This window comes from Arthrobacter sp. sptzw42 (genome assembly GCF_059089685.1).
The window spans coordinates 37,430-59,983 of sequence record NZ_JBNHEX010000018.1 but is presented as its reverse complement, the minus strand read 5'-3'; the positions used below and the strand labels follow the sequence as shown (position 1 = coordinate 59,983).

Here is a 22,554-nt window from a genome sequence, read left to right as displayed (position 1 = left end):
GGCCGTGCCCCTTGGCACGGCCGCCTGCCTTTACGCTGAAAGGAATCCCATGGGAACGCCGCATCGCCTAAGCATCCTTGCCACTACGACATCCGAGGCTGATGAAAAGCTCGATGCCTCCATCCAGCAGCTCCGTGCCATGGCCCAGGAAAACCCTGTCCAGGGCATCCTGGTGACGAAACACGGTGCCGGCCGCTTCACCGTGGAACTGAACGATCAGGTCCCTTACGGGGAGACGTGGGAATCCGTCCAGTTCCCGGTCGAGGCCAGCGCCCCCCGCTCCAGCTGGGACAGGTAGTTGAACAAGGCTGTGATCCCGAAGGTCCACGGCTCCATGTCCTCGGTCCTGTCCGTCCGGTTGATGAGGGAGCCGAGCAGAGGGCTGCTGATGGTGACGACGTCCCCGGGCTGGTGCGTGAAGCCGAGCCCCTCGGCATGCCGGTCCTGAGTCGGAGCGAACAGCGTTCCTGTGAAGAGAGCGAAGCCGTCGGGATACTGGTGGTGCCGGCCGTACGCGGCGTCCACGAGCTCCTCGAAGGGCCGGCTGATCCGGGCCAGGCTGTTCCGGCCCTCCAGCCGGTAGCCGTCTGCCCCTTCCACGGTAAGGGTGATTTCCTCGATCCGCAGGGAGTCCAGGGTGAAGTCCTGGTGGAACAGCCGGATGAACGGGCCAATGGCACAGGATGCGTTGTTGTCCTTCGCCAGGCCGAGCAGGAGTGCGCTGCGGCCTTCGACATCCCGAAGGTTCACGTCGTTTCCCAGCGTGGCACCCCGGATCCGTCCTGCGGAGTCGGCGATCAGGACAAGTTCAGGCTCAGGGTTGTTCCACGACGAGAAGCCGGGGATCCCGACTCCGGAACCAAAGCCCACGGAGGAGAGCACCGGAGCTTTGGTGAACACCTCAGGGTCAGGGCCAAGCCCAACCTCAAGGTACTGCGACCACATACCCTGGGCTGACAGGACACTCTTGACTTGCCGGGCCTGTTCCGATCCCGGGCGCAACGAGTCCAGGCTGCCACCCATAGCGCCGGCAACCGTTGCGCGGACCTCCGCCGCCCGGTGCACATCACCGGCGCACCGCTCCTCGATCACCCGCTCAATCATGCTCTCCACAAAAGTGACACCGCAGGCCTTAATCACCTGAAGGTCTATCGGGGACAGCAGGTGGGGCCGGTTACGGTCCCCCGCGAGTGACGCGTCCACCAGTTCGGCAAGGTCCCAGCCGGGATTGCCAGTTCGGTGCAGCACCAATTCCAAGGGGTCTTTGTGGTCCAAAAGCCCGGCAACAGTTCGGACCTCAGGGGTCAGATCGGACACCATCCCGTCCCGGACAGAGACCACCCTTGGGCCTTGGGAGACCGGATCCCAGACCCGGCCGACGAGGATCGCGCCTGCCGGGTCGGCCGGAAGGATTTGCGGTAACGGCGTTTTTGTCATTCCTGGTCCTCATCTTCAGTGGCTGCTTTCCAGCCTGCACAGAGCTGCCGTCGAAACCTCCACGGATTGTGGCCAAGGAGCGCCGGGGGGCGCCAAGGCGGCCCCGGACCTCCCTTCGCTCAGATTGCGGGCACCGTGTCCAGGTTGAAGTAGGAGCGGGCATCCGGCGGTCGAATGTCTGCCACTGCGTCGTGGAAAATGCGCATCGGATGCGGCGTGTAGGGGTGCTCGGCGATCGCGTCGTAGTCGAGTTCGATGCCCAGCCCGACGCCGTCGGGAATGAGGATGTCGCCGTCCTCGGTCAACTGGAGGCGCTCGTTGGAGATCTCGCTCCGCCACGGCACGTCCGAGGCCATGATTTCCAGGTACCGGAAGTTGGGCAGCATCGCTCCGAGCTGGAGCGTTGCCGCGGTACTGAGTGGTCCGCTCGGGTTGTGTGGGGCGAATGGGATGTAGTGTGCCGCGGCGAGCGTGGAGATGAACGACAGTTCCAGCAGGCCGCCTGCGTGCGTGACGTCCGGCTGGATGTAGTCAACGGCGTTCCGTGCCAGGACCGGGACGAAGGTGTTACGCCCGAACCAGCGCTCCCCCGCTGCGATCGGTACCGGCGATTTGGAGCGTACCTCGATGAGGGCATCGATTCCGTCCGGCGGGCAGGGTTCTTCGAAGAACACGGGCTGGAACTGCTCGATTTCACGGGCCACCCGGATGGCTGTGGGGACATCGAAGCGGCCGTGTCCTTCGATGAACAGCTCGATATCGTCGCCTACTGCTTCGCGGACGGCAGCGACGGGCTCGAGCATGCGCCGCAGGTCCCTCGGCTCAAGTGTGAGGTCGGCTGCTTCAAATGGGTCCCATTTGAGTCCGCGGAAGCCCTGGGCGACTGTCCGGACGGCGGCGTCCGCGAAGTCCTCGGGTGTATTGGCGCCCGAGAACCAGCCATTTGCGTAGGCGCGGACTCTGTCGCGGACCTGGCCGCCGAGCATGCGGTGGACCGGGACGCCGAGAGCCCGCGCCGAAACGTCCCACATGGCCATTTCCAGGGCACTGAGCGCGGTCGTGGTCACGGGCCCGCCCCGCCAGTAGGCGTCGCGGTTAAGTTCGTAGATGTTCCGGGCGATCCGTGTGGGATCCTTGCCGCGAACAGCGCCGGCAAGGATTTCGACGGCGCCGCGGACCGCGTGCTCCTGGCCTTCGAGGGTTGCCTCAGCGACGCCGGTGATGCCGGCATCCGTGCTGAGCCGGACGAAAATGAGGTTTGTCCGGTAGAAATCGACGACGACGGTGTCCAGGTTGGTGATTTTCATCGCTGCGGCTTCATTTCTCTTCAGCGACTGCGGGGGGAGCCGTGGAGTCGCGGACAATGAGGTGGGTAGCAAGTTCCACCCGATGGGAATCGGGGAATTCGCCATCGGCCTGGCGCAGGACTGACCGCAGCGCCGCGCGCCCCATTTCCTCCAGGGGCTGGGCCACGGAACTGAGCGAGGGGACGGATTCGGCGCCCTGCTTGGTTCCGTCAAAGCCGATCAGGCTGATGTCCTCCGGAATCCTGACGCCATGGCGGCCCGCTTCGCTGAGCACTCCCAATGCGATGGTGTCGCTCCCGGCAAAGATCGCCGTGGGAAGCGGGTCGAGCTTGAGCAGCTCCTGGAACCCGGCAATACCGCTCTCCCGCCGGAACCTGCCTCCTGAAACGATGAACCGGGGTTCCACCGCGACGCCGCGGGCCATCAGGGCCGCCATGTACCCATGGAGCCGCGCCTGGTTGCACTCCGCGTTCTCGATTCCGCCGATGTACGCGATCCGGCGGTGCCCCAGGTCCAGCAGGTGTTCGGTGGCGGCCTTACCGCCGGCCCAGTTCGTGGCCCCTACGCTGACCACATCCGCGGACGGCGGGTTGAGTGGATCGATGACGACGACGGGGATTTTTCGGCGCCGGAAGGCCTGCAGCTGTGCTTCGCTGAACGCGGAAGTCACCACGATCATCCCCGCCCGCCCCTCGTCCAGCATGCGCTGTGCGCGCCGCTCGGGGCTGGGAAGGCTGGAGGGTCCAGGGCCAGTGACGCTGACCAGGATCTCCACGTCGGCAGCGGCAGCGAACTGAAGTATTCCGTTGAGGACCTCGATCATGTAGGCGGAATCGAGTACATCGATCACCACTTCGACAACAGTCCCGGCCTCCGCAGCGGAGCGCCGCAGCTGGGGCGACTGGTATCCGGACTGCTCCAGCACTGCGAGGATCCGGGCCCGGGTTTCCGGGGCAACATCTTCACGGCCGTTCACCACTTTGGACACTGTGGGCGCCGAGACGCCGGCCTGCCGCGCCACGGAGGCGAGCGTGGGCTTGGTCCGCGGAGGCGTTTTCGTTGTCATGGCGATCGCAATCTTTCGAATGTTTCGGAAATCTCATTCTGTCGGCACCCCCATCCAACGTCAAGGAAAGGTTTTGAAGCGCGAAGGTTGACAAAAAATTGTGCAAGGTACCTCTTGACCGCACAGGATTAAGCCGCTTTAGTTTAGAAAGTGATCTAAACCACAAGTTCGAAACATTTCGAAACGTGGAGCGGAGCAGTGGCTCCGATACTTGCAAAGAAGCAAATTTCCAGATGGAGAAGCAATGAAGCAGCCCCAGACCTCCCGCCGTTCTTTCCTTGCCCTTGCTGCCCTGACCCCCTTCGCGGCCATGACGGCCACTGCCTGCGGGACGTCGGGACCAGGTACCTCCAGCGGAGGCGGGGGCGCCAGCATGTGGTACCTGTCGGGTGAACCGAACCAGACCACCATGCAGAAAGCTGTCGACGCCTTCGGTTCGGCGAACCCGGACAACAAGATCGCAGTTACGTATTTCCAGAACGACGCCTACAAAACAAAGATCAAAACCGCCATCGGCGCCGGCCAGGCACCCACCATCATCTACGGCTGGGGCGGCGGCACCCTGAAGACGTATGCAGAGGCAAACCAGGTGGAGGATCTGACCAGCTGGTTTGAAGAGAATCCGGAACTGAAGGACAAGTTCTTCCCGTCGGTATTCGGTGCAGCCACGGTCAATGACAAGATCTATGCCCTGCCCAACCAGTACGTCGCCCCGATTGTCCTGTTTTACAACAAGGAACTGTTCGAGAAGGCAGGCGCCCAGCCGCCGAAGACCTGGGACGACGTTATGTCGCTGGTGAAGACATTCAACGACATGGGCGTGGCACCCTTCGCCCTCGGTGGACAGTCCCGCTGGACCTCCATGATGTGGCTGGAATACCTGCTCGACCGGATCGGCGGATCCGAGGTGTTCACGGCCATCTTCGAAGGCAAACCCAATGCGTGGATGGACCCGGCAGTCATCGAGACCGGCACAAAGATCCAGGAGCTCGTCTCCGCAGAGGGCTTCATCAAGGGTTTCTCCTCCATTGCCGCGGACTCCAACGCGGACCAGGCGCTCCTGTTCACGGGCAAGGCAGCCATGATGCTGCATGGTTCCTGGACTTACGGCGCCATGAAGAAGGGCGGCCAGAACTTCGTCCAGGACGGCAAACTCGGCTTCATCCAGTTCCCCACCGTTGCCGGCGGCAAGGGCGACCCCAAGAACGGCGTGGGAAACCCCGCCCAGTACATGTCGATCTCCTCAAAAGCCACGGACCAGGAAAAGGAGACCGCTAAGAAGTTCTTCAAGGACGGCATCCTGACCGAAACGGTGATTGACACCTATATCAATTCCGGGTCGGTTCCCATCGTCAACGGCATCGAGGACAAGCTCGACGCCTCTCCTGACAAGGACTTCCTGAACTTCGTCTACGACCTGGCCAAGAACGCCCCGAACTTCCAGCAGTCCTGGGACCAGGCGCTGAGCCCCACCGCCGCCGAAGCACTGTTGAACAACATCGACCAGCTGTTCCTGAAGTCGATCACGCCGCAGCAGTTCGCCGAGAACATGAATGCCACCCTCGGAAAATGAGTAACGCCGTCTCCACCGCTCCCAAGACTGCCGCCCGCGGCAAGGTCGAAGGCGGGCAAAGCGGGCAGCGGAATGCCGCACTCGCGTGGCTGACTCTGCCGGCTCTGGTCTTCTTCCTCGTCTTCGCTGTTGTGCCCCTGGCGGGTGTCCTCATCCTCAGCTTCTCCAGCTGGGACGGCATCGGCGCCATCGGGGCAGCGGGCACTGACAACTGGTTCTCCGTGCTCGCCGACCCGGGCCTGTACAACGCTCTGGGACTGACCTTCCTGATCATGATCGCCTCCTGGCTCGTCCAGACTCCGATCAGCCTCCTCCTCGGAGTCTTCACGGCGGGAAGCCAGCGCTACCGGGCCGCCCTCGCGGTGCTGTACTTCCTGCCTCTGCTGCTCTCCTCGGCAGCAGTCGCCATCGCCTTCAAGGCCCTGCTGGACCCCAACTTCGGGCTGGCCACCGGGCTGGGACTGCCTTTCCTTGCCCAGGACTGGCTCGGTGTACCGCATCTGGCCCTCGGTTTGGTCATCTTCGTCATTGCCTGGCAGTTCGTGCCGTTCCATACGCTCATTTACCAGGGCGGCGTTCGCCAGATCCCCAAATCGCTCTATGAAGCGGCAGAGATCGACGGAGCAGGAACCATCAAGCAGTTCTTCCACATCACGCTCCCCCAGCTGAAGTACACCATCATCACGTCCTCCACCCTGATGGTGGTTGGATCGCTGACGTACTTCGACCTGATCTTCGTCCTGACCGGCGGCGGTCCGGGAAACTCCACCCGGATCCTGGCCCTTGACATGTATCTGCGGGGGTTCCGGGCCAACCTGATGGGTCCGGCAAGCGTGATCGCCGTCATTCTCGTACTCATCGGCCTTGCTCTTGCCTTGCTCCTCCAGCGCCTTGGAGGCAAGGACAAGCAGGGCAGCCAATTGGAAGGTATGTAGGGTGAGCACCGTCCTGAAAAGCAGCACGGAGGAAACTCCCGCCGGCTCCCCGGCCAACCCCGCCCCCGCCAAGCGCGGCTTCGGTTCCCGGATGAGGCGGCTGAACATCCCCGCAGGCCTGGGCGGCTGGATCTGGCTCGCCGTTATCATCATTCCGGTCTACTACGTGGTCATTACCAGCCTGAAGACGCAGGAAGGCTACTTCGGCCAGAATCCGCTGGCGCTTCCCACCTCACCCACGCTGGAAAACTATCAACTGGTCCTTGAGGCCGACTTTACGAAGTACTTCATGAACAGCACTATCGTCACCCTCGGTGCTGTCATCCCCACGGTACTGGTTTCCTTCATGGCCGCATTCGCCATTGTCCGGGGCCAGGGCAGGTTCCTCAAGCTGGTCAACGGCATGTTCCTGATGGGGCTGGCGATCCCGCTCCAGGCGACGATCATCCCGATCTACCTGATGATCATCCGCCTCAACCTGTATGACAGCCTGCTGGCGCTCATGCTGCCGTCCATTGCCTTTGCCATCCCGCTGACCGTACTGATCCTGTCCAACTTCATTCGGGACGTTCCAAACGAGTTGTTCGAGTCGATGCGGCTGGACGGCTGCAGCGAGTGGCAAACAATGTGGCGGCTTGCCTTGCCGCTGACCCGCCCTGCGATCGTGACCGTTGCCATCTATAACGGCCTGCACGTCTGGAACGGGTTCCTGCTTCCGCTGGTCCTCACCCAGAGCCCCGGCCTGCGCGTACTGCCCCTGGCTCTGTGGACCTTCCAGGGCGAATACAGCGTCAACATCCCTGCCGTTCTCGCCTCGGTGGTGCTCAGCACCCTGCCGATCCTCGTGCTCTACGTCATCGGCCGACGCCAGTTGCTTGCCGGCCTCACCGCGGGCTTCAGCAAGTAACGCCAGGATCTCCACGAAAGGACACTCGCATGACCACCGCAAAACCCCTGCGGGTCGGCATGGTCGGCTACGCATTTATGGGCGCCGCCCACTCCCACGCCTGGCGCACCGCACCACGGTTCTTCGACCTGCCGCTGCAACCCCTGCTCACCGCCGTCGCCGGCCGGAACGCCGACGGCGTGCAGGCCGCAGCAGCCAGATTTGGCTGGGATTCGACAGAGACCGACTGGCACCGGCTGATCGAGCGCGACGACATCGACCTGATCGACATTTGCACCCCGGGCGACACCCACGCCGACATCGCGATCGCCGCCCTTGAGGCCGGAAAGCATGTGCTGTGCGAAAAACCCCTCGCGAATTCCGTGGAGGAAGCGGAACGGATGACCCTCGCCGCGGATACCGCCGCCAAGCAGGGCGTCTTCTCGATGTGCGGCTTCAGTTACCGCCGGACTCCGGCCCTCGCCCTGGCCAAGCGGTTCGTGGAACAGGGCCGGCTGGGCAACCTCCGGCACGTCCGGGCACAGTATCTGCAGGACTGGCTCTCCGACGAGAACGCCCCCATGACCTGGCGGCTGGACAAGGACAAGTCCGGGTCCGGCTCCCTTGGCGACATCGGGGCGCACAGCATCGATGCCGCCCAGTGGGTCACCGGGCAGAGCATCACCGGCGTCTCCGCGCTGCTCGAAACCTTTGTCCCGGAACGCCCGCTGGCCGGTGACATGATCGGCCTCGGTGGACATGGTGACCTCAGCAGCGACGCACCCCGCGGTACGGTCACAGTTGACGACGCGGCGATCTTCAGCGCAAAGTTCGACGGCGGCGGTACCTCCAGCGGCGCCGTCGGGGTCTTCGAGGCCACCCGCTACGCGCTGGGACGGAAAAACGCCATGCGCCTGGAAATCAACGGCACCAAAGGCTCCCTCGCCTTCGACTTCGAGGACATGAACGTCCTGTCCTTTTACGACGCAGCCGAGTCCCCTGACGCCGGCTTCCGCCGGATCTTTGTCACCGAGCCGGAGCACCCTTACGTCGGCAACTGGTGGCCAACCGGCCACGGCCTGGGCTACGAGCACGGCTTCACCCACCAAGTAGTGGACCTCGTGACCGCGATCGGCGCAGGCCGCCAGCCGGAACCTTCCTTCGCGGACGCACTGCAGGTCCAGCGGGTACTGGCCGCCGTGGAGTCCAGTGCCTCGAACTCCAGCCAATGGCAGAAGGTCTAGGAACGTGCGCACAGGACAAGGAACCCCAATGACACGACCCATCACCCTTTTTACCGGCCAGTGGGCTGACCTTCCCTTTGAGGAGGTGGCCCGGCTCGCCGGAGAGTGGGGCTTCGACGGGCTGGAGATCGCCTGCTGGGGCGACCACCTGGACCCGCGCCGCGCCGCGGAGGACGATAACTACCTCCAGGGCCGGCTGGACATCCTGGAAAAGAACCACCTCCAGGTCTTCGCGATCGCCAACCACCTCACCGGGCAGGCTGTGTGCGATGACCCCATCGACGAACGCCACCAGGGCATCCTGTCAGCGGAAATCTGGGGCGACGGTGAAGCAGAAGGAGTGCGCCGCCGGGCCGCCGAATCGATGAAGGACACCGCGCGGGCTGCGGCCCGCCTCGGGGTGAAGACCGTGACAGGTTTTACCGGCTCTTCCATTTGGAAGGCGGTCGCCATGTTCCCGCCCGCCCCCGAGTCAATGATCGACGCCGGCTACCAGGACTTCGCCGACCGCTGGAACCCGATTCTGGACGTCTTTGAGCAGGAAGGCGTCCGTTTCGCCCTGGAGGTCCACCCGTCCGAAATCGCCTACGACTACTGGACTGCCAAGCGCACCCTGGAGGCCATCGGGCACCGCAAGAGTTTTGGCCTGAACTTTGACCCGTCCCACTTCATTTGGCAGGACCTGGACCCAGTGATGTTCCTGCAGGACTTCGCGGAGCACATCCTCCACGTCCACGTAAAGGAATCCGTCCGGCAGCTTGACGGCCGCAACGGACGCCTGGGTTCCCACCTTGCCTGGGCAGATCCCCGCCGCGGCTGGGACTTCGTCACCGCAGGGCACGGCGACGTGCAGTGGAACCGGATCTTCCGGACCCTGAACGCCATCGGCTACAGCGGCCCCACCAGCATTGAGTGGGAGGACGCCGGAATGGACCGCCTCATTGGCGCACCGCAGGCCCTCGCGATGGTGCAGGAACTTGCCCGGATCGCCCCGCCCGCAGCCGCCTTCGATGCGGCCTTCGCCAGCCACTGACCCAGATTTTCCGGCCCCTACCGGCCGGCAGCCAAACAAAAGGAAAGCTCACATGACAGAACGCAAGAACGCCCTGGTGGTCCGCGGCGGCTGGGACGGGCACCAACCGTACGAGGCCACCGAACTCTTCATCCCCTACCTCACGGACAACGGCTACGACGTCCGCGTGGAGGAGTCCCCCAAGGTGTACGCCGACGCCGAATACATGGCAGGGGTGGACCTGATCATGCAGTGCATGACCATGACCACCATTGAAAAGGACGAATTCGCCGGGCTGCGCACGGCAGTTGAAAACGGTACCGGCCTGGCGGGCTGGCACGGGGGCATCGCCGATTCCTATCGGAACAACTCTGACTACCTGCACCTGATCGGCGGCCAGTTCGCCTGCCACCCGGGCAAGCACCCGGACGAGTGCACCGGCGAACAGTCGGATAACTACGTGCCTTACACGGTGAACATGCTGCCTGCCGCGGCCGGGCATCCCATCACCAAGGGCCTCTCCGACTTTGACCTCGTGACCGAGCAGTACTGGGTCCTCTCTGACGACTACATCGACGTGCTGGCCACCACCACCCAGAAGGTCCGCGAGTGGGACCCGTGGAACCGCGAAGTCACCTCTCCCGCCATTTGGACCCGTCAGTGGGGCAAAGGCCGCATCTTCGTCGCGACCCCCGGCCACCGGGTGGAAATCCTCCAGGACGGGAACGTCCGCACCATCATTGAAAGGGGCCTGCTGTGGGCAAGCCGTTGAAAGTAGGCATCGTTGGCTGCGGAGCCATCATTGCGCAGTACCTCACCAATTTCCGCAAGCTCATTGACATCGAACTGGTGGCCGTGGCGGACCTCGATCCGGCGCGTGCCCAGGCCGTCGCCGAGCAGTACGAGGGCGTCCGCGCCGTCAGTGTAGAAGAGCTCCTCACCGCCGACGACGTCGAACTGGTCCTGAACCTCACTATCCCGGCCGCACACGCCGAAGTGGCGCTTAAGGCAATCGCCGCGGGCAAAAGCGTCTACGGCGAGAAGCCCCTTGCCGCCACAACTGCCGAGGCACGCCAGGTGCTGGAGGCAGCACGGGAGGCAGGAGTCGCCGTCGGCTGCGCGCCCGACACTGTCCTGGGCACCGGCATTCAAACCGCCCGCAAAGCCATTGACGACGGACTGATCGGGGCACCAATCTCTGCCTCCGCCACCATGGTGACGCCCGGACACGAGCGCTGGCACCCGAATCCGGACTTCTACTACCAGCCCGGCGGGGGCCCGCTCCTGGACATGGGCCCTTATTACGTCACCGCCCTCGTTACCCTGCTGGGCCCGGTGGTCTCGGTCATCGGCGCCGCAAGCCACACCCGTAGCGAACGCACCATCGGCTCCGGACCCCGGCAAGGCGAAAAGGTTCCCGTAGGCATCGATTCCCACGTCACCGGCGTCCTTGTCCACGCCTCCGGCGCGTTCTCCACCCTCTTCATGAGCTTCGACGCCGTCAAGTCCAAGTCCCCCAACATCGAGATCCACGGCGAACGCGGGTCACTGGTAGTGCCGGACCCCAACCACTTCGACGGCGAGGTCCAGCTGTTCTCCCTGGGTGCGGACGACTGGGAGACCCTTCCCGTGTCGGCCGGTTATGTCGACGCCGGCCGCGGTTTCGGCATCGCCGACCTTGCCTCCACCGCCCCGGGCGCCGAGCCGCGCGCGGGCGGCACCCTGGCCTACCACGCGCTTGAGGTCATGGAATCAGTCCTCGAATCGGCACGCACAGGCGCTGCGGTGGCAATCAGCAGCACGGCAGAGCGGCCGGAGAGCGTGGAGCTGACCGTCCTGACCGGCGACCTGGACGAGCTCCAGGCCCAGGAAGCCGCGTCCTAGGCGCCGCTGCATAAGGCGTTTCCCTCTTCAGACATCGGAGCATCTATGGCCTACACAGCCGCCAATTGGCCCATCGCTGCGGCGATGCTGCCATTCCCGGGCACCACCGGCCAAGGAACGCACACCAATGACGCGGAACCGTCCGCCTGGGCCGAGGCACTTACCGAGGTCAGGGACGCCGGTTTCGCGAACGCGGACCTGACGGACAGCTGGGTTCGTCCCGGTGACCTCAGCAAGTATCGCCTCGCCGAATTCAAGCAGACCGCGGAGGACGTTGGAATTGGCCTTCCGGCCATCTCCGCCATTCGCCGCAGCATCATCGATGAAGCCAACTGGGAAGCCAACCTGGCCTACAGCCACCGCACCATTGACGCGGCTGCAGAGCTCGGCTGCGAGGTCGTCTCCGTCGGCCTGCACCAGGCCATCACGCCCGAGCAGCAAAAACAGCTGTGGTTCTGGACCGTCGAGGGCCACAAGGACCCGGCGGCTGACAAGGACACGTGGGGCAACGCCGTGGCCCGCCTGCGTGAACTCGGCAGGCATGCCGCAGAGGTGGGGGTCCTGCTCTCGCTCGAAATGTACGAGGACACCTACCTCGGCACCGCCGAATCCTCGGTGAGGCTGGTCCAGGACATCGGACTGTCGAACGTGGGACTCAACCCGGATCTCGGGAACCTGATCCGGCTCCACCGGCCAGTTGAGGACTGGCGTGAGCTCGTAGCCAGGACCCTGCCCTTCTCCAACTACTGGCACATGAAGAACTACTACCGCGACGAGGACGTGGCCCGGGATATGTACGCCACCATGCCGGCTCCGATGCAAAGCGGCCTCATCAATTACCGGGAGGCGTTCAAAGTGGCCCTGTCAGTGGGCTTCCAGGGCATTCTTTGCACCGAGCACTACGGCGGAGACGGGCTGAGCGTTGCAGCCGGCAACCAGGATTACCTTCGCCGGCACGTCCTTCCCAAGAGGGAGGGCTACGCGCTCGGCGAGAGCCAGGTTGCACAGGGGCGGCAACAGCCGACGGCGGATCTCGCCAGGGTGTAACGGCGCCAACGGCGTCAGGCAACAGGGCGCGCCCGCTGAGGGCACGACTTTTCCAGCAGCAAGGATGCATTGAGGAAACCATGACCCAGATCTTCGACAATCCGGCCGACTTCGTGGACGAGGCGCTGGACGGCTTTGTGGCCGTCAACCGCGCCCACGTTGCCCGGGTGGACGGCGGGGTAGTCCGTTCCACCGAGTTGCCCGCAGGCCAGGTGGCGGTGGTGGTGGGTGGCGGCTCCGGCCACTATCCCGCCTTCGCCGGCCTGGTGGGTCCGGGCCTGGCTGCCGGTGCCGTCTGCGGCAACATCTTCACCTCGCCGTCCGCCGGGCAGGTGTACCGGGTGGCCAAGGCCGCGAGCGCCGGCGGCGGGGTCCTGCTGAGCTACGGCAACTACGCCGGGGACGTAATCCATTTCGGCGAGGCACAGCAGCGGCTCAACGCCGAAGGCATTCAGACCCGCACTGTCCTGGCCACGGACGACATCGCGAGCGCTCCCCTCGATGAAATCGATAAGCGCCGCGGGATTGCCGGCGACCTGACGGTCTTCAAGGTCGCCGGCGCAGCGGCCGAAGCGGGACTGGAACTGGACGACGTCGAACGGCTGGCTGTCCTCGCCAACTACCGGACCCGCACCCTCGGTGTGGCCTTCGACGGCTGCACCCTTCCCGGCGCCGCCGAGCCGCTGTTCCACGTCCCGGCCGGCCAGATGTCCCTGGGACTGGGCATCCATGGCGAGCCGGGAATTTCCATGCATCCTCTGCCCACGGCGTCCGAACTCGCCGATCTGCTCGTCTCCCGCCTGCTGAAGGACAAGCCCGATGATGCCGGGGACCGGGTGGCGGTAATCCTCAACGGCCTGGGGAGGGTGAAGTATGAAGAACTGTTCCTGCTGTTCGGCAAGGTGGAGAAGCTCCTCACCGCAGCTGGCCTGACCATCGTGGAACCGGAATGCGGGGAACTGGTCACCAGCCTGGACATGTCCGGTCTGTCCCTCACGCTGCTGTGGCTGGACACCGAACTGGAACGGTACTGGTGCGCCCCGGCGGATGCTCCCGGATACCGCAAAGGCAGCATGGCCGGGCGTGAACGCCGGGCACGACGGGCCCTGGATCCGGCAGAACCCGAGGGCGCGCCGCCTGCTGAAGCGGAAGAAACGACGGCGGCAGCGGCTGATTTGGGCCGGCTGGCAGCCGCGGTCCTCGCCCAGGTGCGGGGCGCCGTCGTCCATCACGAAACCGAGTTGGGCAGGCTGGACGCCATAGCCGGCGACGGCGACCACGGCATCGGCATGCGGCGCGGCGCGGAAGCGGCAGCGGCAGCCGCCCGGGACGCCACGGCTGCCGACGCTTCCGTGCAGCGGGTGCTGGCCGCAGCCGGGGAAGCCTGGAGCGAACGCGCAGGCGGAACGTCCGGGGCACTCTGGGGATCCGCGCTGCAGGCAGCCGGGCGGGCGCTCGGCAACAAACACGCATACAACGGTGGGGACGCGGCGGCCGCCGTGACCGCCTTCGTGGACGCCGTCACCAGCCTGGGCAAGGCTGATATGGGCGACAAGACAATGGTGGATGCGTTGCTTCCCTTCCGGGACGCCTTCGTGGCGGCAGTGGACGACGGGGCAACGGCGACCGGGGCCATGGCCTCCGCCGTGACCGCCGCCCGCCAGGCAGCCGATGCCACCGCATCCCTGCGCCCGCGGAAGGGGAGGGCTCGGCCGCTGGCCGAAAAGAGCCTGGGCCACCCGGATCCCGGAGCGGTGTCCTTTGCCCTCATCGCGACGCGGGTTTCTGATTACTTCGATTCCTCAGGGCCCCTGCCCTATCCCAGGGTGGCTGCATTGGTGGCCGGAAATGGAGCACAGTCATGACCACGGTTACCGGAGCAGGATGGCGCATCGTCATCGGAAACGACGAGGCCGGCGTCGAATACAAGGAAGCGCTCAAGGCGCTGCTCGAAGCTGACAGCCGCGTTGTATCCGTTGTGGATGTCGGTGTTGGTGCCGGCGACACTACCGCCTACCCGCACGTCGCCGTCGACGCCGCCCGCAAAGTAGCCGAGGGCCAGGCCGACCGGGCCCTGCTGATCTGCGGCACGGGACTGGGCGTGGCCATCGCGGCCAACAAGGTCCCCGGCATCCGTGCAGTCACAGCCCACGACGCCTACTCCGTGGAGCGCTCGGTGCTGAGCAACAACGCGCAGGTCCTCACCCTGGGCCAGCGCGTCATCGGCCTGGAACTGGCCAAGAAACTGGTGGGCGACTGGCTCGGCTACCGGTTTGACGAAAACTCGGCGTCCGCCGCGAAGGTGGACGCCATCTGCTCCTACGAGCCCGACTACACGAAGGCAGCCTCATCATGACCGGACCAGCAAGCACCTCCAACCCTGTGGACGCCAACGGCGGCAGGAAGATTGCCGTCGTCGGCTCCGGCTACATGGGCGGCGGGATCGCCCAGGTCCTCGCCCTGGGCGGAGCGCGCGTGGCTCTCGCCGACGTGTCCGCGGAGGTAGCCGAAAGCAACTATGACCGCCTCCTCGTGGAGTCCGACCAGTTCGTGGCCGACGGCCTGTTTCCCGCCGGCTCCACGGAAATCCTGAAGCAGAACCTCTGGGCCGCCAAGGACATCGAGGAAGCTGTGGCAGACGCGGACTTCATCGAGGAGGCCGTTCCCGAGGTCATCACCATCAAGCACCAGACGCTGGCCCGCATCAGCGCCGCCGCCCGGCCGGGCGCCATCATCGGCTCCAACACCTCCACCATCTCCATCGCAGAATTGTCCGGGCCGGTCTCCAACCCTGAACGGTTCCTCGGTGTCCACTTCTCCAACCCCTCGCCGTTCATCCCCGGCGTGGAAATCATTCCCCACGCCGGCACATCGGCCGCCACCGTGGGCACTGTCCGCGAACTGGTCCACGCGGCAGGCAAACAAACCGCCGTGGTGAAGGACGTCACCGGGTTCGTGCTCAACCGCCTGCAGTACGCGCTCTTCCACGAAGCCGCGCAGCTTGTGGAGCAGGGAATCGTGACGGCGGACGACGTGGACACCCTGGTCCGCACCACCTTTGGCTTCCGGCTGCCGTTCTTCGGGCCGTTCGCCATCGCGGACATGGCCGGGCTGGACGTGTACAACTTCTGCTACACGTCCCTGCAAAAGGATTTCCCCGAAAGGTTCGCCACCCCGAAGATCCTCAGCGACCTGGTGGATGCCGGAAAGCTCGGCACCAAGACGGGCGCCGGCTTCCTCAACGTCCCGGCCGACCGCACACCCGAGCTGATCGCCTACCGCAACAAGGCCTACGTGGCCATGCAGAAACTCCTCGATGAGCTCGGCCCCGCGCCGATCAGCTGAGGACGCTTCCACCGATGCTTCCAGAGACGGGATACCCGCCTCTGGACAACTTCCCCGCCAAGTAGCACCATCGGAAAGGTGACCTCCAGCCCCGTCTCCGATGCGCGCCTGCGCGAGTTGAAGGAACTTCGCCGGGTCAAGGACCGGATCGACCGGGACTACGCGCAGCCGCTGGACGTCGAGTCCCTGGCCCGGGGCGTCCACATGTCCGCCGGGCACCTCAGCCGCAGGTTCCGGCTCGCCTACCAGGAATCGCCCTACAGCTACCTCATGACCCGGCGCATTGAAAGGGCCATGGCGCTGCTTCGCCGCGGCGACCTTTCCGTCACGGAGGTGTGCTTCGCCGTCGGCTGCTCCTCCCTGGGGACGTTCAGCACCCGCTTCACCGAGCTGGTGGGCATGCCGCCCAGCACCTACAAACAGGAGGCGGCGGTGTCGACGGCGGGCATTCCCGCCTGTGTAGCCAAACAGGTGACAAGACCGGTCAGGAATCGAGAAGCACCGGTTCCGGAACCGCAACTAGCATGACTGCCATGGACATCAGCATCAGCTCAAGTTTCCTCCCGCACACCGATCCTGACGCCTCCCTGGCGTTCTACCGCGACGCCCTTGGCTTCGAGGTCCGCAACGATGTTGGCCGCGGCACCATGCGCTGGATCACCGTAGGTCCCGCCGGACAGCCGGACGTCTCCATCGTCCTGTACCCGCCGGCCGTGGATCCCGGAATCACCGACGACGAACGCCGCGTCATTGCCGAAATGATGGCCAAGGGCACCTACGCCACCGTCATCCTCTCCGCCCCGGACGTCGACGCCGCCTTCGCCCACGTGGAAGCGTCGGGGGCCGACGTCGTCCAGGAACCGGTGGACCAGCCCTACGGTATCCGCGACTGCGCCTTCCGGGACCCGGCAGGCAACACCGTCCGGATCAACCAGCAGCCCTGAACTGGGAGGATGTAAGCCAGCGACGCCCGGGAGGCTGCGAGCGTGGTCCCCCCGGGCAAGGAAGCCCAACAGATGGAGACCCGATGAGCACGGACACCAGCACCGCCACGAGCACCGGCCCCCGGGCCAACGGGTTGCACCCTGCCGACACGCACGACCTCATCCGCGTGCAGGGTGCTCGGGAGAACAACCTCAAGGACGTCAGCGTTGAGCTGCCGAAGCGCCGGCTTACCGTGTTTACGGGCGTGTCAGGCTCGGGCAAGAGCTCGCTGGTATTCGCCACCATCGCCGCAGAGTCACAGCGGATGATCAACGAGACCTACAGCGCGTTCGTCCAGGGGTTCATGCCCTCGCTGGCCCGTCCCGAGGTGGACTTCCTGGAAGGGCTGACGACCGCGATCATCGTGGACCAGGAGCGCATGGGAGCCAACCCGCGCTCCACCGTGGGCACCGCCACTGACGCGAACGCCATGCTCCGCATCCTCTTCAGCCGCCTGGGCTCCCCCTACGTCGGCCCGCCCACGGCATACTCCTTCAACGTTCCCACCCGCAAGGCCAGCGGCGTCATGTCCACGGAAAAGGGCGGGCGGGTGGAGAAGGCCGTTGTCCAGCAGGCCGTCTATCTAGGCGGGATGTGCCCGCGGTGCGAGGGCATGGGTGCCGTCAGCGACATCGACCGGACAGCGCTGTACGACGACGGCAAGTCCCTTGGCGAGGGTGCGCTGCTTGTACCGGGCTACTCCATGGACGGCTGGTACGGGCGGCTGTTCGAGGGCATGGGGCTGCCCATGGACAAGCCAATTTCGAAGTTCACCGCGAAGCAATTGGACACGATGCTGTACGCGGAGCCCACCAAGATCAAGGTGGAGGGCGTCAACCTGACCTTCGAGGGGATCATCCCGAAAATCCAGAAATCCATGCTGTCCAAGGACCCCGAGGCGATGCAGCCGCACGTGCGCCGGTTCGTGGAGCGGGCCGTGACCTTCCAGACCTGCCCCGAATGCGCAGGTACCCGGTTGACCCGGCAGGCCCTGTCCTCCCGGATCAACGGCAAGAACATCGCGGAGCTGTGCCAGATGCAGATCAGCGATCTCGCGGGGTGGGTACGGGACCTCAAGGACCCGTCCGTGGCTCCCCTGCTCAAGGGCCTCCAGCACCTGCTGGACTCGTTCTCGGACATCGGCCTCGGCTACCTCAGCCTCGACCGGCCCGCCGGCACCCTCTCCGGCGGCGAGGCCCAGCGCACCAAGATGATCCGCCACCTCGGGTCCTCCCTCACCGACGTCACCTACGTCTTTGACGAACCGACCATTGGGCTGCACCCGCACGACATCGAGCGCATGAACCAGTTGCTGCTGCAGCTGCGGGACAAGGGCAACACCGTTCTCGTGGTGGAGCACAAGCCGGAAACCATCGCCATTGCCGACCACGTCGTTGACCTCGGTCCCGGGGCGGGCAGCGCGGGTGGCACGGTCTGCTACGAAGGCAGCGTCGAGGGCCTTCGCGCCAGTGACACCATCACCGGACGCCACCTCGGCGACCGTGCAGCTCTAAAGGACTCGGTCAGGAAGGCCTCCGGCGCGCTGGAGGTCCGGGGCGCGGCCACGCACAACCTGCAGGGGGTCGACGTCGACATTCCCTTGGGTGTCCTCACGGTGGTCACCGGGGTGGCCGGCTCGGGCAAGAGCTCCCTGATCCACGGCTCGGTGGCCCAGCGCGACGGTGTGGTGGTCATCGACCAGGGCGCCATCCGTGGATCCCGCCGCAGCAACCCCGCCACCTACACCGGCCTGTTGGAGCCCATCCGCAAGGCATTCGCCAAGGCCAACGGCGTCAAGCCGGCGCTGTTCAGCTCGAACTCCGAGGGCGCCTGCCCCACCTGCAACGGTGCCGGCGTCATCTTCACGGAACTGGGCGTGATGGCCACCGTGGAGTCCCCGTGCGAGGACTGCGAGGGCCGCCGCTTCCAGGCGTCGGTGCTGGAATACACCCTGGGCGGCAAGAACATTGCCGACGTGCTGGCAATGTCCGTCACGGAGGCGGCCGCCTTCTTCGCCGACGGCGATGCCAGGACACCGGCCGCCCGGACTGTCCTGGACCGGCTTGAAGACGTGGGTTTGGGCTACCTGAGTCTGGGCCAGCCACTGACCACGCTTTCGGGCGGCGAGCGCCAACGCCTCAAGCTCGCCACCCAGATGGCCGAGAAGGGCGACGTGTACGTCCTCGATGAGCCCACTACCGGCCTGCACCTGGCGGATGTGGAGAACCTGCTGGGCCTGCTGGACCGGCTGGTGGACTCGGGCAAGTCCGTGATCGTCATCGAGCACCACCAGGCGGTGATGGCGCACGCCGACTGGGTCATCGACCTGGGTCCGGGAGCAGGGCACGACGGCGGACGGATCGTTTTCGAGGGCACGCCGGCTGATCTTGTGGCCGGCGCCTCAACCCTCACCGGCAAGCACCTTGGTGCCTACGTCAGTGCCTGAGCCTGCCTGCCCTACGGTGGGGGTATGAGCGAAAGCTACCGCTACGACGTCGAGATCCTGCACCTGCTCGTATCCCCGGCGCACGCCTACTTTGGCCGGGCACGGGACGGTGCTGCTGCTGTGCCCACTTCCGATGCCGAAACGGCGGAAGTGGTGGCGGGCAAGGGCATTGCGGGCGACCGCTTCTTTGGCAAAGCCGCCCACATGGACGCTGCGGTGACCCTGTTCGCCGTCGAGGCTTTAGAGGCGATGGCTGCGGAACTGGGTGCCGGACCGTTTGATCCGTTGGCGACCCGGCGGAATGTCATCCTTCGGGGAGCACACCTGGCTCCACTGCTGGGCCAGGACTTCGTGCTGGAATCCGGCGGCTCGCGGGTGGAGTTCCACGGCGGGCGCCCCGCACACCCGTGTGCGTGGATGAACGAGGTGCTCGCCCCGGGAGGCCACGCCGCGATGCGGGGCAGGGGCGGAATCCGCTGCCGGGCAGTCTCCGGCGGCATCCTTCACCGCGGCCCGGCAGTGCTGGTCAGTCCCGTTGCGCTGGATCCCGCGCAGGCGGGCGTGCCAACCCTGCTAAGGCCGGGCAGGCTGCCGTAAGCGGAGGTACGGTGACATGACATGGCGTTTCAGGGCAACAAGCCGGTTGTGGGTTACGCCTTTTGCGTGCGCCTATATCCGGCCTGCGGCAAGGTCTGCTGCGTCGGCTGCGGGATCGGCGCCGGCACGTTCCGGTGCCGATACCGACGGCGCCGGCTCTTCGACGGCCGCCTGCAACGAGCGCCGAACCGCAACTCCTGCTGCAAGGATGCCCAGCAGCGCGCCTGCCCACCACCATTTCCGTGGGGCCGGGCGCGGGGCTTCCACCCGATCCAGGGTCCCTGCCGCGGCTCTCGGTGCAACACGCTTCAATTGCTCCTGGACCCGTGGAGAAAGTGTTTCCACACCACCGGCAACCTCGTCGGCAAGCCGGCGCAGGACCGCCTGTAGCCGTGGGGAGGCGGTTTCTTTTCCGGTATCCAGCCCGGCCACCGCTCTTTGCAGCGCGGCCTGTACGCCAGGTGTTGCCCATTCCTTACCCCGGGCAAAATGTGCCGTGAGGTTTTCGGAAAAACGGTGGACCTGCTCGGTTTCGGTGGTGGATCCTGCCGTGCGCATGGTGCCTCCTTGGTGTGATGGTGCTCATAGCCTACGGCGGGCAGCACCTCAGCAATAGGCCGCACTTCGCCGTCTGTCTACGGTTACGATCAACGAACAGGTTTTCCGGGAGGTCGACATGCGCGGAACCAGCAACGAAGACATCAAAAAGGCGTTCAATAAGAACGCCGGCATCTATGACCGCTGGATGGGCCTCTTTGAGCGCCATGTCGCCGTCGGCGCCCGCGACTGGGCCGTGTCGATGGCACGCGGGGCTGTCACGGAGATAGGTGTGGGTTCGGGGCTCAACCTGCCGCTGTACGGCCCGGACGTGGAACACGTGACCGGGATAGAACTTTCCGAGGAGATGCTCGCCATCGCCCGCAGGCGGGCAGCCGAACAACGGATCGAAAGCGTCGAGTTGCGTTACGGCGACGCACAGGCTTTGGACCTGCCGACCCAAAGCGCCGACACGGTAGTCTCCACGTTCACGTTCTGCACCATCCCGGACCCGGCGGCGGCCAGCCGCGAGGCCTACCGCGTCCTCCGGCCCGGCGGGGTATTCGTCCTGGCTGAACACGGGCGCTCCACGCACCCGGCGGCGCGGGCTGTCATGCGCGCACTTGAACCACTGTGCGTCCGCCTCAGCGCAGACCACATCACCCGCGATCCTTTGCCATACCTGACCGGCGCGGGCTTCGGCATTACGGAATTGCACCGGGAAGGCCCGGGCGGCATCATTTTTCGGATACTTGCCCGGAAGCACGGCTCTGACGGAAACCAGTGAGAGTTTCTGGTGGCGGCCGAGGCCAGCGCGGATGACTTCGGTGCAGGCCGTTCCGCGGCGTTCTCCGGCAGCAGATCACGGCCGTTGCGGGCGGGCCAGATGAAGGTACTGTGGGCGCATGGAGATGCGCCTTGAAGTTGTGCAGGTACCTGTGTCCGATGTGGACAGGTCGAAGTCTTTTTACACGGAGAGGCTCGGGTTCGTGCTTGACCATGATGTTGAGCACATCCCGGGAATGAGGGTCGTGCAGCTGACACCGCCGGGCTCTGCCGCTTCAATCGTCATCGGAACGGGGATGACCTCCATGGCGCCCGGAAGCCTGGAAGGCCTGCAGCTCGTGGTCCCGGATATGGGCGTCGCGCGCGCTGAGCTCCTCCGCCGCGGCGCTGAGGTCAGTGACGTCCAGGATCTGGGAGGCGTGGAGTTTGCCTTCTTTGCGGACCCGGATGGCAACCGCTGGGTTCTGCAGGGTGCTACGCCGTCCAGTGTGAGGCAGTCACATCAGGATGGGCAGCCCGCGTAGCTCCGGGGCCGGCAGTGGCGCGGATCTTCATCACGGGCTCAGCGGACGGGCTGGGACGGGCTGTGGCGCAGTCCCTGCTCAGTGACGGCCACCAGGTGATTGTCCATGCGCGCAGCGCCTCCCGCCTGGCTGCCCTGCAGGATCTACCCTTACCGGCGAGCACCTGGCCTGACTCCCCCGAAGGTGCCGGCCGGCGGAAACCCCTCCCAACCAGGCGGCGCTTCAGGAATGCCTGGATCGGCGGCATCTGAGCGGGTGGTTCATCCTGTCAGTCCCTGCACCTAGACTTTCTGGCATGGACAACAACCAGGAAACACTTGGCAGCCCCACTCCTGAGCCGGATGCCGGCCTCAACCGGGATCCCGAAGACTGGGTAACGGGCGACGAGCCCATGACGGCAGCGCAGCGCAGCTACCTTGACACCCTTGCCCGGGAAGCAGGAGAAGAGCTCCCGGCGGACCTCAGCAAGGCGGAGGCTTCAAAGCACATCGACCGGCTGCAGCAGCGCAGCGGCAGGGTTTCAGGAAACGACTCCGGCAACACCGAAGGCTGAAGCGCCGCCACGGGCAGTGAGCGGCGCTGAACCGAAACAGGGGTAGGTGCGCTTACCAGGCCTGGTGTTCGCGTGTCAGCCCGAAGGGCACGGTTTCACTCAGATCCACGGTGAACTTGTCCATGCTGTGCCGCGTGACCAGGATGCCGTGGCGCTTTTCCGCGAGCGCATGGGCCTTTGCGGCGGTGACGGCGGCATCGATAGCGCTGTCCATGCTGTGGCGGTCGGCGACGGTCAACGTCAAGGGAAAGTTAGCAGCGGTCATGGTAAAGCCTCGAGAATTTCAGTTCAGGTGGTGGGTAGGCGGCCTTAATTTTCCGATTGGAAAGCCCGCCGGACATCTTAGTGCCTGGATCATGGTCCCCCAACACTGAACCGCCAGCAACTTGAG

The 22,554-nt window shown here is 65.2% G+C and carries 25 protein-coding genes; 20 read left to right on the top strand and 5 right to left on the bottom strand.

Annotation, left to right across the window (positions count from 1 at the left end):
* Positions 1–298 (top strand): hypothetical protein (locus tag AC5RT4_RS17105; RefSeq protein ID WP_494106544.1); only part of this gene is annotated, 298 nt, incomplete at its 5' end.
* On the opposite strand, the gene AC5RT4_RS17100 is transcribed toward AC5RT4_RS17105, so the two are convergent.
* From AC5RT4_RS17100 to AC5RT4_RS17090, 3 genes are all read right to left on the bottom strand, one after another.
* Entirely contained in the window at positions 226–1,437 is a 1,212-nt protein-coding gene (locus AC5RT4_RS17100) for a fumarylacetoacetate hydrolase family protein (RefSeq protein ID WP_494106543.1), read from the bottom strand. The genes AC5RT4_RS17105 and AC5RT4_RS17100 overlap by 73 nt on opposite strands.
* A 119-nt stretch (positions 1,438–1,556) precedes the next feature.
* On the bottom strand, positions 1,557–2,744 hold the full coding sequence (locus AC5RT4_RS17095) for a mandelate racemase/muconate lactonizing enzyme family protein (protein WP_494040288.1): 1,188 nt from the start codon (positions 2,742–2,744) through the stop codon (positions 1,557–1,559).
* A 10-nt stretch (positions 2,745–2,754) separates the two neighbouring features.
* Positions 2,755–3,810 carry a LacI family DNA-binding transcriptional regulator gene (locus AC5RT4_RS17090; RefSeq protein ID WP_494040287.1) on the bottom strand — a complete coding sequence of 352 codons (1,056 nt, stop codon included), beginning with the start codon at positions 3,808–3,810 and terminating at the stop codon, positions 2,755–2,757.
* A gap of 244 nt (positions 3,811–4,054) precedes the next feature.
* Here AC5RT4_RS17090 and AC5RT4_RS17085 point away from each other — a divergent pair, with 244 nt between their 5' ends.
* The 15 genes from AC5RT4_RS17085 (at position 4,055) to AC5RT4_RS17015 (ending at position 19,763) form a co-directional block, all read left to right on the top strand.
* Complete coding sequence (locus AC5RT4_RS17085) at positions 4,055–5,383, top strand: extracellular solute-binding protein (protein WP_494040286.1); 1,329 nt, start codon at positions 4,055–4,057, stop codon at positions 5,381–5,383.
* Entirely contained in the window at positions 5,380–6,318 is a 939-nt protein-coding gene (locus AC5RT4_RS17080; protein ID WP_494040285.1) for a carbohydrate ABC transporter permease, read from the top strand. Before AC5RT4_RS17085 ends, AC5RT4_RS17080 begins: the two co-directional genes overlap by 4 nt.
* 1 nt (position 6,319) lies before the next feature.
* Positions 6,320–7,225 carry a carbohydrate ABC transporter permease gene (locus AC5RT4_RS17075; RefSeq protein WP_494040284.1) on the top strand — a complete coding sequence of 302 codons (906 nt, stop codon included), beginning with the start codon at positions 6,320–6,322 and terminating at the stop codon, positions 7,223–7,225.
* A gap of 29 nt (positions 7,226–7,254) precedes the next feature.
* On the top strand, positions 7,255–8,448 hold the full coding sequence (locus AC5RT4_RS17070) for a Gfo/Idh/MocA family protein (RefSeq protein ID WP_494106542.1): 1,194 nt from the start codon (positions 7,255–7,257) through the stop codon (positions 8,446–8,448).
* Between the two features lie 28 nt (positions 8,449–8,476).
* Entirely contained in the window at positions 8,477–9,481 is a 1,005-nt protein-coding gene (locus tag AC5RT4_RS17065; protein WP_494106541.1) for a sugar phosphate isomerase/epimerase family protein, read from the top strand.
* Between the two features lie 52 nt (positions 9,482–9,533).
* On the top strand, positions 9,534–10,232 hold the full coding sequence (locus tag AC5RT4_RS17060) for a ThuA domain-containing protein (protein WP_494106540.1): 699 nt from the start codon (positions 9,534–9,536) through the stop codon (positions 10,230–10,232).
* A complete protein-coding gene (locus tag AC5RT4_RS17055; protein WP_494106539.1) occupies positions 10,217–11,344 on the top strand; it encodes a Gfo/Idh/MocA family protein in 1,128 nt (375 codons plus the stop codon). Before AC5RT4_RS17060 ends, AC5RT4_RS17055 begins: the two co-directional genes overlap by 16 nt.
* 45 nt (positions 11,345–11,389) lie before the next feature.
* On the top strand, positions 11,390–12,391 hold the full coding sequence (locus tag AC5RT4_RS17050) for a sugar phosphate isomerase/epimerase family protein (RefSeq protein WP_494106538.1): 1,002 nt from the start codon (positions 11,390–11,392) through the stop codon (positions 12,389–12,391).
* A gap of 80 nt (positions 12,392–12,471) precedes the next feature.
* A complete protein-coding gene (locus AC5RT4_RS17045) occupies positions 12,472–14,256 on the top strand; it encodes a dihydroxyacetone kinase family protein (RefSeq protein ID WP_494106537.1) in 1,785 nt (594 codons plus the stop codon).
* On the top strand, positions 14,253–14,747 hold the full coding sequence (locus AC5RT4_RS17040; protein ID WP_494106536.1) for a ribose-5-phosphate isomerase: 495 nt from the start codon (positions 14,253–14,255) through the stop codon (positions 14,745–14,747). Before AC5RT4_RS17045 ends, AC5RT4_RS17040 begins: the two co-directional genes overlap by 4 nt.
* Positions 14,744–15,736 carry a 3-hydroxyacyl-CoA dehydrogenase family protein gene (locus AC5RT4_RS17035; RefSeq protein ID WP_494106535.1) on the top strand — a complete coding sequence of 331 codons (993 nt, stop codon included), beginning with the start codon at positions 14,744–14,746 and terminating at the stop codon, positions 15,734–15,736. Before AC5RT4_RS17040 ends, AC5RT4_RS17035 begins: the two co-directional genes overlap by 4 nt.
* Positions 15,737–15,814: 78 nt before the next feature.
* Positions 15,815–16,264: a helix-turn-helix transcriptional regulator gene (locus AC5RT4_RS17030; RefSeq protein WP_494106534.1), complete on the top strand. Its 450-nt coding sequence runs from the start codon at positions 15,815–15,817 to the stop codon at positions 16,262–16,264.
* A complete protein-coding gene (locus AC5RT4_RS17025) occupies positions 16,261–16,680 on the top strand; it encodes a VOC family protein (protein WP_494106533.1) in 420 nt (139 codons plus the stop codon). The genes AC5RT4_RS17030 and AC5RT4_RS17025 overlap by 4 nt, the downstream gene beginning before the upstream one ends.
* 83 nt (positions 16,681–16,763) lie before the next feature.
* The gene (locus AC5RT4_RS17020) at positions 16,764–19,166 is read left to right on the top strand and encodes an ATP-binding cassette domain-containing protein (RefSeq protein WP_494040273.1); all 2,403 of its coding nucleotides are present in this window, start codon (positions 16,764–16,766) and stop codon (positions 19,164–19,166) included.
* 24 nt (positions 19,167–19,190) lie between these two features.
* Complete coding sequence (locus AC5RT4_RS17015; RefSeq protein WP_494106532.1) at positions 19,191–19,763, top strand: MOSC domain-containing protein; 573 nt, start codon at positions 19,191–19,193, stop codon at positions 19,761–19,763.
* Between the two features lie 72 nt (positions 19,764–19,835).
* On the opposite strand, the gene AC5RT4_RS17010 is transcribed toward AC5RT4_RS17015, so the two are convergent.
* Positions 19,836–20,321 carry a hypothetical protein gene (locus AC5RT4_RS17010; RefSeq protein WP_494106531.1) on the bottom strand — a complete coding sequence of 162 codons (486 nt, stop codon included), beginning with the start codon at positions 20,319–20,321 and terminating at the stop codon, positions 19,836–19,838.
* Between the two features lie 118 nt (positions 20,322–20,439).
* On the opposite strand from AC5RT4_RS17010, the gene AC5RT4_RS17005 reads away from it, so the two are divergent.
* From AC5RT4_RS17005 to AC5RT4_RS16990, 4 genes are all read left to right on the top strand, one after another.
* Positions 20,440–21,087 carry a class I SAM-dependent methyltransferase gene (locus AC5RT4_RS17005; protein WP_494106530.1) on the top strand — a complete coding sequence of 216 codons (648 nt, stop codon included), beginning with the start codon at positions 20,440–20,442 and terminating at the stop codon, positions 21,085–21,087.
* 118 nt (positions 21,088–21,205) lie between these two features.
* On the top strand, positions 21,206–21,610 hold the full coding sequence (locus AC5RT4_RS17000) for a VOC family protein (protein ID WP_494040269.1): 405 nt from the start codon (positions 21,206–21,208) through the stop codon (positions 21,608–21,610).
* A 14-nt stretch (positions 21,611–21,624) separates the two neighbouring features.
* Entirely contained in the window at positions 21,625–21,861 is a 237-nt protein-coding gene (locus AC5RT4_RS16995; RefSeq protein WP_494106529.1) for an SDR family NAD(P)-dependent oxidoreductase, read from the top strand.
* 44 nt (positions 21,862–21,905) lie between these two features.
* Positions 21,906–22,163, top strand: coding sequence for a DUF3072 domain-containing protein (locus AC5RT4_RS16990; protein WP_494040267.1), 258 nt, complete (start codon positions 21,906–21,908; stop codon positions 22,161–22,163).
* Positions 22,164–22,215: 52 nt separating this feature from the next.
* On the opposite strand, the gene AC5RT4_RS16985 is transcribed toward AC5RT4_RS16990, so the two are convergent.
* Positions 22,216–22,428 (bottom strand): hypothetical protein, encoded by a 213-nt coding sequence (locus tag AC5RT4_RS16985; protein ID WP_494040266.1) that lies wholly within the window; start codon positions 22,426–22,428, stop codon positions 22,216–22,218.
* Positions 22,429–22,554: the final 126 nt, after the last annotated feature.

Bases quoted from the DNA above. Each gene is read 5' to 3' on its own strand.
- AC5RT4_RS17100 (WP_494106543.1), bottom strand. From the start codon at position 1,437: ATGACAAAAACGCCGTTACCGCAAATCCTTCCGGCCGACCCGGCAGGC.
- AC5RT4_RS17095 (WP_494040288.1), bottom strand. From the start codon at position 2,744: ATGAAAATCACCAACCTGGACACCGTCGTCGTCGATTTCTACCGGACA.
- AC5RT4_RS17090 (WP_494040287.1), bottom strand. From the start codon at position 3,810: ATGACAACGAAAACGCCTCCGCGGACCAAGCCCACGCTCGCCTCCGTG.
- AC5RT4_RS17085 (WP_494040286.1), top strand. From the start codon at position 4,055: ATGAAGCAGCCCCAGACCTCCCGCCGTTCTTTCCTTGCCCTTGCTGCC.
- AC5RT4_RS17080 (WP_494040285.1), top strand. From the start codon at position 5,380: ATGAGTAACGCCGTCTCCACCGCTCCCAAGACTGCCGCCCGCGGCAAG.
- AC5RT4_RS17070 (WP_494106542.1), top strand. From the start codon at position 7,255: ATGACCACCGCAAAACCCCTGCGGGTCGGCATGGTCGGCTACGCATTT.
- AC5RT4_RS17065 (WP_494106541.1), top strand. From the start codon at position 8,477: ATGACACGACCCATCACCCTTTTTACCGGCCAGTGGGCTGACCTTCCC.
- AC5RT4_RS17060 (WP_494106540.1), top strand. From the start codon at position 9,534: ATGACAGAACGCAAGAACGCCCTGGTGGTCCGCGGCGGCTGGGACGGG.
- AC5RT4_RS17050 (WP_494106538.1), top strand. From the start codon at position 11,390: ATGGCCTACACAGCCGCCAATTGGCCCATCGCTGCGGCGATGCTGCCA.
- AC5RT4_RS17045 (WP_494106537.1), top strand. From the start codon at position 12,472: ATGACCCAGATCTTCGACAATCCGGCCGACTTCGTGGACGAGGCGCTG.
- AC5RT4_RS17040 (WP_494106536.1), top strand. From the start codon at position 14,253: ATGACCACGGTTACCGGAGCAGGATGGCGCATCGTCATCGGAAACGAC.
- AC5RT4_RS17035 (WP_494106535.1), top strand. From the start codon at position 14,744: ATGACCGGACCAGCAAGCACCTCCAACCCTGTGGACGCCAACGGCGGC.
- AC5RT4_RS17025 (WP_494106533.1), top strand. From the start codon at position 16,261: ATGACTGCCATGGACATCAGCATCAGCTCAAGTTTCCTCCCGCACACC.
- AC5RT4_RS17020 (WP_494040273.1), top strand. From the start codon at position 16,764: ATGAGCACGGACACCAGCACCGCCACGAGCACCGGCCCCCGGGCCAAC.
- AC5RT4_RS17015 (WP_494106532.1), top strand. From the start codon at position 19,191: ATGAGCGAAAGCTACCGCTACGACGTCGAGATCCTGCACCTGCTCGTA.
- AC5RT4_RS17010 (WP_494106531.1), bottom strand. From the start codon at position 20,321: ATGCGCACGGCAGGATCCACCACCGAAACCGAGCAGGTCCACCGTTTT.
- AC5RT4_RS17005 (WP_494106530.1), top strand. From the start codon at position 20,440: ATGCGCGGAACCAGCAACGAAGACATCAAAAAGGCGTTCAATAAGAAC.
- AC5RT4_RS17000 (WP_494040269.1), top strand. From the start codon at position 21,206: ATGGAGATGCGCCTTGAAGTTGTGCAGGTACCTGTGTCCGATGTGGAC.
- AC5RT4_RS16990 (WP_494040267.1), top strand. From the start codon at position 21,906: ATGGACAACAACCAGGAAACACTTGGCAGCCCCACTCCTGAGCCGGAT.
- AC5RT4_RS16985 (WP_494040266.1), bottom strand. From the start codon at position 22,428: ATGACCGCTGCTAACTTTCCCTTGACGTTGACCGTCGCCGACCGCCAC.